The organism is Streptomyces sp. NPDC043726 (genome assembly GCF_056436565.1).
In genome coordinates this window covers 227,073-239,479 of record NZ_JBWKCI010000011.1, presented here as the reverse complement: position 1 = coordinate 239,479, position 12,407 = coordinate 227,073, and the positions used below count along the sequence as shown (strand labels likewise).

Sequence of the window (12,407 nt, the reverse complement as noted above, 5' to 3'; positions counted from 1 at the left end):
CCGTACGTCGGAGTGCCCGCGGAGTGTCAGACCCGAGGCATAGACTTCGACGCTGACCCCAGAACTGTCCGCCAGCCCGTCGCCGAGTGTTTCCCCTGGAGGGCCCACCGTGTCAAAGCCGCCGTTCACGCACCTGCACGTCCACACCCAGTACTCGCTGCTGGACGGTGCCGCGCGGCTGAAGGACATGTTCAACGCGTGCAATGAGATGGGCATGACGCACATCGCGATGTCCGACCACGGCAACCTGCACGGCGCGTACGACTTCTTCCACTCCGCGAAGAAGGCCGGGGTCACCCCGATCATCGGGATCGAGGCGTACGTCGCCCCCGAGTCCCGGCGCAACAAGCGCAAGATCCAGTGGGGCCAGCCGCACCAGAAGCGGGACGACGTCTCCGGTTCGGGTGGTTACACCCACAAGACGATCTGGGCGGCGAACGCCACCGGTCTGCACAACCTCTTCCGGCTCTCCTCGGACGCCTACGCCGAGGGCTGGCTGCAGAAGTGGCCCCGGATGGACAAGGAGACCATCTCCCAGTGGTCCGAGGGGCTCATCGCCTCCACCGGCTGCCCCTCCGGCGAACTCCAGACCCGGCTGCGCCTCGGCCAGTACGACGAGGCCCTGAAGGCGGCCGCCGAGTACCAGGACATCTTCGGCAAGGACCGCTACTTCCTGGAGCTGATGGACCACGGCATCGAGATCGAGCGCCGGGTCCGCGACGGACTGCTGGAGATCGGCAAGAAGCTCGGCATCCCGCCGCTGGTCACCAACGACTCGCACTACACCTACGCGCACGAGGCGGGCGCGCACGACGCCCTGCTGTGCATCCAGACCGGCAAGAACCTCTCCGACCCCGACCGCTTCAGGTTCGACGGCACCGGCTACTACCTGAAGTCCACGGACGAGATGTACGCCATCGACTCCTCGGACGCCTGGCAGGAGGGCTGCCGCAACACCCTCCTGGTGGCCGAGCAGATCGACACCACGGGCATGTTCGAGAAGCGCGACCTCATGCCCAAGTTCGACATCCCCGAGGGCTACACGGAGGTCACCTGGTTCAAGGAGGAGGTCCGCCGCGGCATGGAGCGCCGCTTCCCCGGCGGCATCCCCGAGGACCGCCAGAAGCAGGTCGACTACGAGATGGACGTCATCATCCAGATGGGGTTCCCGGGGTACTTCCTCGTCGTCGCCGACTTCATCATGTGGGCCAAGAGCCAGGGCATCGCGGTCGGTCCGGGCCGCGGCTCGGCGGCCGGTTCGATCGTCGCGTACGCCATGGGCATCACCGACCTCGACCCGATCCCGCACGGACTGATCTTCGAGCGGTTCCTGAACCCCGAGCGCGTCTCCATGCCCGACGTCGACATCGACTTCGACGAGCGCAGGCGCGTCGAGGTGATCAGGTACGTGACCGAGAAGTACGGCGCCGACAAGGTCGCCATGATCGGCACTTACGGCAAGATCAAGGCGAAGAACGCCATCAAGGACTCCGCGCGCGTGCTGGGCTATCCGTACGCCATGGGCGACCGCCTCACCAAGGCGATGCCCGCCGACGTCCTCGGCAAGGGCATCGACCTCGACGGCATCACCAACCCCTCGCACCCGCGCTACAGCGAGGCCGGCGAGATCCGGGCGATGTACGAGAACGAGCCGGACGTCAAGAAGGTCATCGACACCGCCAAGGGCGTCGAGGGCCTGGTCCGGCAGATGGGCGTGCACGCCGCCGGCGTCATCATGTCCAGCGAGCCGATCGTGGACCACGCCCCGATCTGGGTGCGGCACACCGACGGCGTGACCATCACGCAGTGGGACTACCCGCAGTGCGAGTCGCTCGGCCTGCTGAAGATGGACTTCCTCGGCCTGCGCAACCTGACGATCATGGACGACGCCGTCAAGATGGTGAAGTCCAACAAGGGCGTCGAGCTCGACCTGCTGGCGCTTCCGCTCGACGATCCGACGACCTTCGAGCTGCTCCAGCGCGGTGAGACGCTCGGCGTCTTCCAGTTCGACGGCGGCCCCATGCGCTCACTGCTGCGCCTGATGAAGCCCGACAACTTCGAAGACATCTCCGCCGTCTCGGCGCTCTACCGTCCCGGCCCGATGGGCATGGACTCGCACACGAACTACGCGCTGCGCAAGAACAAGCTCCAGGAGATCACCCCGATCCACAAAGAGCTGGAGGAGCCCCTGGAAGAGGTCCTGGCCGTCACCTACGGCCTGATCGTCTACCAGGAGCAGGTCCAGAAGGCCGCCCAGATCATCGCCGGGTACTCGCTCGGCGAGGCCGACATCCTGCGCCGCGTGATGGGCAAGAAGAAGCCCGATGAGCTGGCCAAGAACTTCACCATCTTCCAGGCCGGCGCCCGCAAGAACGGCTACAGCGACGAGGCCATCCAGGCCCTGTGGGACGTCCTGGTCCCCTTCGCCGGCTACGCCTTCAACAAGGCGCATTCGGCCGCGTACGGCCTGGTCTCGTACTGGACCGCCTACCTCAAGGCGAACCACCCCGCCGAGTACATGGCCGCGCTGCTGACCTCCGTCAAGGACGACAAGGACAAGTCGGCGATCTACCTCAACGAATGCCGTCGCATGGGCATCCGGGTGCTCCCGCCGAACGTCAACGAGTCCGTGCACAACTTCGCCGCCCAGGGCGACGACGTGATCCTCTTCGGCCTGGAGGCCGTGCGGAACGTCGGCACGAACGTCGTCGAGTCGATCATCAAGAGCCGCAAGGCCAAGGGGAAGTACGCCTCCTTCCCCGACTACCTCGACAAGATCGACGCGGCCGCCTGCAACAAGCGCACCACCGAGTCGCTGATCAAGGCGGGCGCCTTCGACACCCTCGGCCACACCCGCAAGGGCCTCACCGCTCACTACGAGCCGATGATCGACAACGTGGTCGCGGTCAAGCGCAAGGAGGCCGAGGGCCAGTTCGACCTCTTCGGCGGCATGGGCGAGGAGGAGAGCAGCGAGCCCGGCTTCGGGCTGGACGTGGAGTTCTCCACCGACGAGTGGGACAAGACGTACCTGCTCGCCCAGGAGCGGGAGATGCTCGGTCTGTACGTCTCCGACCACCCGCTCTTCGGTCTGGAGCACGTGCTCTCGGACAAGGCGGACGCGGGCATCGCCCAGCTCACCGGCGGTGAGCACGCGGACGGCGCGGTCGTCACCATCGGCGGCATCATCTCGGGCCTGCAGCGCAAGATGACCAAGCAGGGCAACGCCTGGGCCATCGCCACCGTCGAGGATCTCGCCGGCTCCATCGAGTGCATGTTCTTCCCGGCGACCTACCAGCTCGTCTCCACGCAGCTCGTCGAGGACGCGGTCGTCTTCGTCAAGGGCCGCCTGGACAAGCGCGAGGACGTGCCGCGGCTGGTCGCGATGGAGCTGATGGTCCCGGACCTGTCCAACGCGGGCACGAACGCGCCAGTGGTCCTCACCATCCCGGCGACCCGGGTCACCCCGCCGATGGTGAGCCGGCTCGGCGAGATCCTCAGCCATCACAAGGGCGACAGCGAGGTCCGCATCAAGCTCCAGGGGCCGACCAGGACGACGGTCCTGCGTCTGGACCGGCACCGGGTGAAGCCGGACCCGGCTCTCTTCGGCGATCTGAAGGTGCTGCTCGGCCCGTCCTGCCTGGCCGGCTGAGCGACGACGCGTGAGTCAGGACGCCTGAGCCAGGAGGCGTGAGTCAGGACGCTTGAGCCAGGAGGCGTGAGTCAGGACGCTTGAGAGGGGCGCACCCCATCCATCGGGTGCGCCCCTCGCCATGTGCCTGGGCTGCAACAGCCCGTTATGAAGATGTCAGTTGTGACCGAAGCGCTTCTGCCGGCCCTTGCGCGCCATGTCGCCCGGCGTCACCTGGGACATGCGCTGCTCGGCCTGCTGCTCCATGGAGGACTGCTGGGCCTGCTGCTGTCCACGCTCGGACTGCGGCTGCTTCCGGTCCTGCTTCTTGTTCTTGGCCATGGTGTCTGCCTCCTGTGGGGATCTAGGGGCCAGGGCCGCGACCAGACTCACATAGGCCGACAAAGAGCGCATTTCGGATAATTACCGTCGGTGACGGCGCTCACTCGAGCCGGTCGCCCCGAAACGCCACGCCGAAGATCGAGTTCCGGCCGTTAACCTTCGCGCGGTCGGGCAGACTCGAAGGAAGCCCGAAGCAAACCTCCCGGAAAGAGGGTGGATCGCGTGGACCGCTGCATCGTCCTGGTGGACGCCGGGTATCTGCTGGGGGCCGCCGCCTCTCTTCTCGCCGGAGAGCCCTCCCGCTCCCGGATCACCGTCGATCACACGGCCCTCATCCAGGGCCTGCGCGAGCGCGCCGAGTCGGACACCGAACGTCCGCTGCTGCGCATCTACTGGTTCGACGGCGCCCCCGACCGCGTCCCGCAGCCCGAGCACCGCAGGCTGCGCGTGATGCCCCGGGTGACCGTCCGGCTCGGCGCGCTGACCCGCAGCGACGGACGCTGGGCCCAGAAGGGCGTGGACGCCGCCATGCACGCCGAGCTGACCGAACTGGCCCGCAACCGGGCCTGTTCGGACGTGGTGCTGGTGACCGGGGACGGTGATCTGCTGCCGGGCATGATGGCCGCGAAGGAGCACGGCGTCGCCGTACACCTGTGGGCCGTGCAGGCCGCGGACGGCGACTACAACCAGTCCGAGGACCTGGTCGCCGAGGCCGACGAGCGGCGCGTGCTGGACCGTACGTGGATCACCAAGGCCGTACGCGCCAAGGACCTCGGCGGGATCTGCGCGCCGCCGCCCGCGCCGCGGCCCGAGATCGCCGCGATCCTCTCCGCGCCGCTGCCCGACTCCGCGCTCGCCGGGGCCGAGCGGCCCACCGAGGAGCGGGAGCACCGGCAGCCGGCCGCCGCCCAGGAGAACGGCACGCAGGAGCGGGTGCCCGCGCCCAAGGGCGTGCCCACGCCGAAGGACCTGGCCGCCCTGCGCGGCCCCGGAGTGCCGCCCGCCACCCACCCGGCCGGGGCGACGCTGCGATGGTCCTCCGACAAGGGCTGGGTGGACCGGCCCGGCACCGCCGCCGAGCCGCCCGAGATCGCGTCCATGCCGACGCTGGCCCAGGTGACCACGGCGGAGCAGCGGTGGGCCGACCGGGAGGAGGACATCACGACCGTCGGCGGGGACCCGTACGAGGTCGGGCAGGTGTTCGCACGGCGGTGGATGGGACGGCTCGGGGACCAGAGCCACCTGCAGAAGCTGTCGGGGATGTACCCGCGCATCCCGCACCGGATCGACGGGGAACTGCTCAGGTACGCGGCCCGGTTCGGGCTGCTCGCCCACAAGGACGACCAGATCGACGAGCACGACCGGTACGCGATCCGGGCCGGGTTCTGGCGGGAGATCGATGTCCGGACCGCCGCGGAGCACGCGCCCGCGGGGGAGTGAAACGGCACATACGCCGCCCCAGGGGCGAGCGGGGCCGCCCGACCCCGTAGGCTCATCCCTTGTGAGTACGCGCGCGGGACAGGCACTTCGGCCCAAAGGGGATGTCGTGTGTGCCGTGCGCGGGCTGACCAAGACCTATCCGGCGGTGCGGGCGCGGCGCGGCACGCCGGGCACTCCCGAGGTGCGGGCCACCGACGACGTACGGCTGGACATCCGGCGTGGTGAGATCTTCGGGCTGCTCGGGCCGAACGGCGCCGGCAAGACCACGCTGGTACGTCAGCTCACCGGGCTGATGCGGCCCGATCGCGGCAGCGTGGAGATCCTCGGGCACGACATCGTGCGGCACCCGGAGCGGGCCGCGCGGATCCTCGCCTACCTCGGCCAGGAGTCGACCGCGCTCGACGAACTGACCGTCTCCCTCGCCGCCGAGACCACCGGACGGCTGCGCGGCCTGGACGTGCGCGCGGCCCGGGCCGAGCGGGACGCCGTGCTGGCGGAGCTGGGCCTGACCGAGCTGGCCGCGCGGCCCCTGAAGAAGCTCTCCGGCGGGCAGCGGCGGCTCGCCTGCTTCGCCGCCGCGCTGGTGGGGCAGCGGCCGTTGCTCGTGCTCGACGAGCCGACCACCGGGATGGACCCCGTCGCGCGGCGGGCGGTCTGGTCCGCCGTCGACCGGCGGCGGGCCGAGCACGGCACGACCGTGCTGCTCGTCACCCACAACGTCATCGAGGCCGAGACCGTGCTGGACCGGGTCGCCGTGCTCGACCGGGGGCGGGTGATCGCCTGCGACACCCCGGCCGGGCTGAAGGAGCAGGTCGCCGGGGAGGTCCGGGTCGACCTGGTGTGGCGCGACGCCGCGCCGCTGCACGTGCCCGAGGTGGCCGCCCTCCAGGACCGGGTCGTGGAGTCGGGGCGCCGCTGGACGCTGCGGCTCGCGCCAGAGGAGGCCCGCGCGGTCGTCGCCACCGTCACCGGCGGGGCCGCGTTCTCCGCCCTCGACGACTTCACCCTCGCCACGCCCAGCCTGGAGGACGTGTACCTGGCGCTGGGCGGGGCCGCGCAGCAGGGGCTGGTGAAGGCTTGAGCGGGACTGAGGCAGGCTGGGGTGTCGTGGGGTTCGGCTCGAGTGTTGTCGGTGCGGGCTTGAGTACGCAGTGCGTCGCATCCGTACGGAACGGAACCACCGCCGGAGCGAAGAGGAGCAGCGCCACGTGAGTGTCGTACCCGCCGAGGTTCTGCGTGCCGGCGCGCCGGCCGTGGACGAGACGCCCGTCACCGACGCGGCCGAGCTCGGGCCGCGGGCCCGGCTGTGGCCGTCGCTGTGCGCCGTGTACCGGGCGCAGCTCTCGCGTGCGCGGGTCGCGCGGATTCCGCTGCTGTTCGTGGCGACCTTCCAGTCCATCGGGATCATGATCCTGATGCGGGGGGTCGTGGACGGCGGGGACGAGGCGCGGGCCGTGGTGGCCGGGTCCTCGGTGCTCGTGGTCGCCTTCGTGGCGCTGAACCTGCTCGCCCAGTACTTCGGGCAGCTGCGGGCCAGCGGAGGGCTCGACCACTACGCCACCCTGCCGGTGCCGCCCGCGGCCGTGGTCCTCGGGGCGGCGGGGGCGTACGCCTCCTTCACCGTGCCCGGGACCGTGGTGACGGCGGTGTTCGGATGTGTGCTGTTCGGGTTGCCGCTGGCGCATCTGTGGGTGCTGGTCGCGGTGATCCCGCTCGCCGGGGCGGCCCTCGCGGGGCTGGGGGCGGCGCTGGGACTGCTCGCGCCCCGGCCTGAACTGGCCACCGTGCTGGGGCAGCTGGGGATGTCCGCGGCGCTGCTGCTGGGGGTTCTGCCCGCCGAGCGGATGCCCGAGGCGGTGCGGTTCGCGCGGGATCTGCTGCCGTCGACGTACGGCGTGGAGGCCTTCGCGCGGACCTTCGGGGAGCGGCCCGACTGGGCCTTCGTCCTCGGTGACCTCGCCGTGTGCGGGGTGGTGGGCGTCGTGTCGCTGGCCGCGGCCACCTGGGCGTACCGTCGGGCGGCCGTCCGGTGACGCGGCGCACGGGCGGGCCTGGCACGATGTCAGGGTGACCGCACCGTTGACTCCTCCTCCGCCGCCGCGTGACCAGCCCGCGAACACCGCGTGGCAGCAGCCGCACGCGTCGTCCTCGTCCCCCTCTCCGTACGGGCAGGGGGAGTACGGGTACGGGCTGCCGCCTGTGTCGTACGGGCAGGACGGGCCCGGGATGAGGGCCGAGCTGCGGGAGGGCGCCGCGGTGACGGTGGTCGTGGCGGTGGCCGGGGTGCTGCTCGGGGTGCTGTGGTGGTGGCTGGCGCCGCGCGTTCCGCTGGTGGGGGACGTGGTCGACGGGGGCTGGGCCGTCTACTTCAAGGACACCGAGGGGGAGCAGGCGGTCGGGGTGGACGGGACGTTCACGCTGCTGGCGCTGGCCTTCGGTGCGGTGAGCGCGGTGGGGGTGTTTCTCTGGCGGCGGCGTGGGGGTGTGCCGCTGGTGGTCGCTCTGGCGCTCGGGGGGTTCCTGGCGTCCTTGCTGGCCTGGCGGGTCGGGGTGTGGCTGGGGCCGTCGCAGGATGTGATCGCCCATGCGAAGGATGTGGGCAAGGGGGTGACGTTCTCGGCGCCGCTGGAGCTCGACGCGAAGGGGGCGTGGCTGGTGTGGTCCATTGCCGCGCTGGTGGTGCACCTCGGGTTGACGGCGCTGTTCGGGCCTCGGGATCCGGATCCGTACGACCAGCGGGAGCGGCCGTTGGACGGGTACGGGGCGCCGAAGGCGTAGCCCGCTTTTTCCTCGCCCCCGCCGCCCCTACCCGTCCCATCCCTGGGGGCCGCGCCCCCAGACCCCCGCTGTCGGCCCTGAACGGGCCTCGTCCTCAAACGCCGGACGGGCTGAAGACGGCGGGCCCGTGCTGAGTTCCCTACGCCGGGCGCCTGCCGTGGTTGGAGCGGCCCTTTTTGATGCGCCATTTGCGTTTCCGCGTTTTCTTCGACATGCCTTCTCTGCTTAACCGAGGAAGCGCGTGTCGTCGAGGGGTCAGGCGCGGGCGATGGGGGCGAGGGTCGCTTCCGTGAGGGTGGCCAGGGTCGTGGGGGAGAGTTCGATCTCCAGGCCTCTGCGGCCCGCCGAGACGCAGATGGTCTCGTGGGCCGTCGCCGAGGCGTCCAGGACCGTGGGGAGTTTCTTGCGCTGGCCGAGGGGGGAGATGCCGCCCCGGACGTAGCCCGTCGTGCGCTCCGCCAGGGTCGGGTCGGCCATCGCCGCCTTCTTGCCGCCCCGCGCCGCCGCCAGGGCCTTCAGGTCCAGCTGGCCCGCCACCGGGACCACGGCCACCGTCAGCCTGCCGTCGACCTCCGCCACCAGCGTCTTGAAGACCCGGTCCGGGGAGACGCCCATGGCCTGCGCCGCCTCCTCGCCGTAGGAGGGGTGCGACGGGTCGTGCTCGTAGGCGTGGGTCGTGAAGTCGGCGCCCGCCGCCGTCAGGGCCACCGTCGCCGGAGTCCCCGCCGACTGCTTCTGCTTCTTCGCCATGCCGGTCTTCCCTCAGTTCAGACTCGTCGGCGTGCGCGTCAGTTCCGCCGCCGGCAGTGACGGCAGGTTACGGATGATCGACGTCTCCGCGCGCAGCAGTTTCAGCTCGTCCCGCAGCCGGGAGGCCGTGTCGGGGGCCTGCAGCAGGCGTTGCTTGGTCGGGGTGTCCAGCATCATCGCCGCCGCCACGAGGTACGACACCACCGATGGTTCGTCCGGCAGTTCGGCACCGGTGGACAGGGAGCGTTCCCGCGCCCCCGCCAGTCGCTTCTGGTACTGGCGGAACGCCCGCAGCACGCCCTCCGCCAGCGCGCCCGCCTCGTCGCCCTGGTCCTCCGGCAGCTCCTCCAGCTCCGCCGTCAGGAACGGGCCCGTCGCGTCCACCGACAGCAGCCGTACCCGCGTCGTGCCCGTCGCCAGCACCTCGAACGTGCCGTCCGCCCGCTCCCGGATCGTCGCCGCGTCGGCCACGCAGCCCGTCGAGTGGAAGGACTTCAGCGGCTCCGGCCCGAAGCCGGCCGTGGGCCCGCGCTGCGGCAGCGCCGTCGGATCAGGCATGCCGGGCGCGCTCGGTGCCACCTCGTGGCCGTCGCGGATCGCCACGACGGCGAAGCGGCGCGGTTCCTCGTCGGGGGTCTTCAACAGGTCGCGCATCATGGCGCGATAGCGCTCCTCGAAGATGTTCAGCGGGAGCACCAGACCCGGGAAGAGCACCGAGTTCAGGGGGAAGAGCGGGAGACGGACGGTGGTCACGACGCAAGAGCCTAATGGTCCAGGGAGGGTGCGCGTCCGGGGTGCCCGTTGATCGGACCGCCGGACGCGCTGCGGATCTCGTCCCGCACCCGCAGACAGTGGCCCAGCGGGTCGTCCGAGAAGCGGTCCCAGGGGAACGTGGTGGCGTACGGGCCGGTCAGGCGCAGTTGCTCCAGGGCGTCCGGGCGGCGGTTCAGCCGTACCAGGACGTACGTCAGGAGGTTGCGCAGCTCCGCCGACCACGGGTCGGCCGGGGGCAGGGCCGCGGAGAGCGCGATCGCCCGGTCCGCCGCCTCGTCCAGCTGCGCCCTCGGCACCTCGGGGCCGCAGCCGTCCGTCAGGTAGGCGAACGCCGCGCGCAGCGGCAGCGCCTGGACCAGGGAGCCGGCCGGGGCGTCCTGTGCGGCGCGGTCGGCGAAGTCCAGGCACTCGACGTGCGAGCCGTGCCAGGAGGAGGCCAGATAGCGCAGGGCCGCCACATGGCAGCCGTAGTGGTGCGGGGCCCGGCGCATCGCCGCCTCCCACAGCTCCTCCACGTAGCGCGGTCCGGCCTGGGCGCCGCGCGCGTGGTCCAGGGCGATCCGCCAGGGCACCGGGTCCCGGTCGTCGCCGTGCGCCGCGGCCGTGACCAGCGGGCTCACCTCGCGCAGCAGCTCGGCCCGGGCCGGGGACTGCCAGGCGCGGTCCACCCGCAGCTGGGCGTCCACCACGAGGCAGTCCGGGTCGTGCGGGGCGGCGGCGCGCCAGGACTCGAACCACTCGGGCCGGGCATGGGCGAAGGCGGCGAGGCGGGCCGTGTAGCGGTCGCGGTGCTCCCACTCGCGGGCCGCGCGGGTGGCCGCGAGCAGCGCCGAGGCCGGGCCGTGGTCACCCTGGGCGGCCGCGACCAGCGCGGGGCCCAGCCGGGTGTCGGGCGCGTCGAGCAGCACCTCGTCGTCGGCGCGTGGGCCGGGGACGGGGGGCGCGGTCCTTGTCATCCGCGGACCGCGGATGAACGGCAGCAGCAGGGCCATGGTGTCGACCATTGAAAAGCCGCTGGTCGAGACGGCGCCAGAGGCTTGGGGGAAAACGTGGAAAGTTGTACGGCCTTGGGTCAAGGACAGGTAAAAAGGGCGACCGGTCCAGCTCAGGCGTCAGTTCCTGCGCAGCAGCCGTGTCGCGCCCGCCGCCACCGTCGTCGCCAGGATCCAGCCCAGCAGGATCATCGCCGTCGCCAGCCACTGCCAGCCGCCCTTGAGCTGCCAGAAGCCGACCTGCCCCAGATCGATGACCGGAAGCAGCAGGTCCAGGGCGAACAGCGTCGGGTTCCACTCCGGATGCTCGCCCCGCTTGAGCGGCGGATGCCCGGCGCGCGCGAACGCCACCGAACCCGCCGCCCACAGCACCGCCATCCACACCGCGGCCCGTCCCGGCCGGTACCCGTAGGCGACCGTCCAGTCCTGGACGTACCCCCACAGCTTCGCGGCGATCGGCAGGCTCTCCCGGCGCCGGCGCTGCTTGGCGAGGAGCACCTCGCGGGCGTCCTCGTCCTCACCGCCCGTCCGCAGCACCGTGGCGAGCCGTTCGTACGGCTCCGGGTTGTACTCGGCGGTCGCCGCGGCCACCCACTCCAGCCGCTCGGCCAGCGGGAAGGGCCCGCGCGGGACCAGGTTCTCGTACGAGAAACCGCCCATGTGCAGCCGCCCGGGGCCCGGCCAGGCGTCCGCCCGGTCCATGAGGTTGACCACCCGTGCCCCCGACAGCACCACCGTGCCGCGCGCCGGCCGCTCCCCGAGGAAGCGCAGCTCCGGTGTCTGGACCCGGCGCAGGGACACCTCCTGCTCGTCGGTGAGGGTGAACCGGGCCCGCTCCATGTCGACCGCGTCCCCGAACCGCCCGTCGTCCAGCCGCACCCCGCCCTGGCACTCGAAGCGCTGGATCCGGGTGCCGCGGGCCGGGGTCGTGCCGCTGAGCAGCGGGTTCCCGACGCCGGCCGGGGTCAGGTACAGCGAGCGCTCGACCGTCAGCTGGGGCGCGTTGAGCGCCAGCCGGGTGTACGGGTTGGCCAGCCGTGCCCCGCGCAGGCTGAGCGAGACGCCGATCTTCGCGCTGCGCAGGCTCAGCTCGCCGTGCGACTCCAGCAGCTCGGCCTGGAGATCCTGCCCGACCGTCATGCCGTCCCCGGCGATCGAACGGCCGCTGCGGTCGCGGTACACGATCGCCTGGTTGAGCAGCAGATCGGTGCCGATCTGGGCGTCGGTGAGCCGGATGCCGTTGTGGAACCGGCAGCGCGGCAGATGCAGATCGCCCTCGGTGTGCACCCGGGCCGCCTCCAGCCGCGGCACCGCGCAGTCCACCAGTCGCATGGTCGTGAACCGCGCCTCCGGCAGCAGCACGTCCCGGTCGAAACGGCAGCCGCGCATCTCGACGTACGGATCCACGGTGCCGCCCGCCAGGTCCAGGCTGCCGCTGATCCGGACGCCGACGAGCTTCAGCGACGACACCCGGCCGGCCAGGGCGGGCGGTCCGTCCAGCAGCAGCCAGCACACGATGCGGGCGCGCACGGTCCGCTCGGGCCCCCACGGGTGCCCTCCGTGCGGGTCGTCGACGACGGTGTCGCCGCTGCTCAAGTCGTACACGGTGCCGTTGCGGAAGGCCTGCCACATGCCGGCCTCGGCGGCGGTCAGATCGTCCGGCAGGTCTCCGTCCCGGATGCCGGCCCCCTCGGTCACGGTGT

Annotated in this window: 10 protein-coding genes; 5 read left to right on the top strand and 5 right to left on the bottom strand. The window is 71.3% G+C overall.

What is annotated here, in order from left to right; genetic code table 11:
• The first annotated feature begins 109 nt into the window (after positions 1 to 109).
• A complete protein-coding gene (gene dnaE / locus AC068Z_RS30555; RefSeq protein WP_478562709.1) occupies positions 110 to 3,649 on the top strand; it encodes a DNA polymerase III subunit alpha in 3,540 nt (1,179 codons plus the stop codon).
• A 156-nt stretch (positions 3,650 to 3,805) separates the two neighbouring features.
• Here dnaE and AC068Z_RS30550 read toward each other — a convergent pair whose 3' ends face one another.
• Positions 3,806 to 3,970: a hypothetical protein gene (locus AC068Z_RS30550; protein ID WP_478562706.1), complete on the bottom strand. Its 165-nt coding sequence runs from the start codon at positions 3,968 to 3,970 to the stop codon at positions 3,806 to 3,808.
• A 222-nt stretch (positions 3,971 to 4,192) separates the two neighbouring features.
• Here AC068Z_RS30550 and AC068Z_RS30545 point away from each other — a divergent pair, with 222 nt between their 5' ends.
• The 4 genes from AC068Z_RS30545 to AC068Z_RS30530 all read left to right on the top strand — a co-directional run bounded on the left by AC068Z_RS30545 (position 4,193) and on the right by AC068Z_RS30530 (position 8,188).
• The gene (locus AC068Z_RS30545; RefSeq protein WP_478562703.1) at positions 4,193 to 5,410 is read left to right on the top strand and encodes an NYN domain-containing protein; all 1,218 of its coding nucleotides are present in this window, start codon (positions 4,193 to 4,195) and stop codon (positions 5,408 to 5,410) included.
• A gap of 106 nt (positions 5,411 to 5,516) precedes the next feature.
• On the top strand, positions 5,517 to 6,491 hold the full coding sequence (locus tag AC068Z_RS30540; protein WP_478562700.1) for an ABC transporter ATP-binding protein: 975 nt from the start codon (positions 5,517 to 5,519) through the stop codon (positions 6,489 to 6,491).
• A 127-nt stretch (positions 6,492 to 6,618) separates the two neighbouring features.
• Entirely contained in the window at positions 6,619 to 7,443 is an 825-nt protein-coding gene (locus AC068Z_RS30535) for an ABC transporter permease (RefSeq protein WP_478562697.1), read from the top strand.
• A gap of 34 nt (positions 7,444 to 7,477) precedes the next feature.
• Complete coding sequence (locus AC068Z_RS30530; protein WP_478562693.1) at positions 7,478 to 8,188, top strand: hypothetical protein; 711 nt, start codon at positions 7,478 to 7,480, stop codon at positions 8,186 to 8,188.
• Between the two features lie 255 nt (positions 8,189 to 8,443).
• Here AC068Z_RS30530 and ybaK read toward each other — a convergent pair whose 3' ends face one another.
• The 4 genes from ybaK to AC068Z_RS30510 all read right to left on the bottom strand — a co-directional run bounded on the left by ybaK (position 8,444) and on the right by AC068Z_RS30510 (position 12,402).
• Positions 8,444 to 8,938: a Cys-tRNA(Pro) deacylase gene (gene ybaK, locus AC068Z_RS30525; RefSeq protein ID WP_478562690.1), complete on the bottom strand. Its 495-nt coding sequence runs from the start codon at positions 8,936 to 8,938 to the stop codon at positions 8,444 to 8,446.
• Between the two features lie 12 nt (positions 8,939 to 8,950).
• Entirely contained in the window at positions 8,951 to 9,691 is a 741-nt protein-coding gene (locus tag AC068Z_RS30520; protein ID WP_478562687.1) for an LON peptidase substrate-binding domain-containing protein, read from the bottom strand.
• Positions 9,692 to 9,702: 11 nt separating this feature from the next.
• Positions 9,703 to 10,716 carry a hypothetical protein gene (locus AC068Z_RS30515; protein ID WP_478562684.1) on the bottom strand — a complete coding sequence of 338 codons (1,014 nt, stop codon included), beginning with the start codon at positions 10,714 to 10,716 and terminating at the stop codon, positions 9,703 to 9,705.
• A 108-nt stretch (positions 10,717 to 10,824) separates the two neighbouring features.
• A complete protein-coding gene (locus AC068Z_RS30510) occupies positions 10,825 to 12,402 on the bottom strand; it encodes an oxidoreductase (RefSeq protein ID WP_478562681.1) in 1,578 nt (525 codons plus the stop codon).
• Positions 12,403 to 12,407 lie beyond the last annotated feature (5 nt).

Bases quoted from the DNA above. Each gene is read 5' to 3' on its own strand.
- ybaK (WP_478562690.1), bottom strand. From the start codon at position 8,938: ATGGCGAAGAAGCAGAAGCAGTCGGCGGGGACTCCGGCGACGGTGGCC.
- AC068Z_RS30550 (WP_478562706.1), bottom strand. From the start codon at position 3,970: ATGGCCAAGAACAAGAAGCAGGACCGGAAGCAGCCGCAGTCCGAGCGT.
- AC068Z_RS30515 (WP_478562684.1), bottom strand. From the start codon at position 10,716: ATGGTCGACACCATGGCCCTGCTGCTGCCGTTCATCCGCGGTCCGCGG.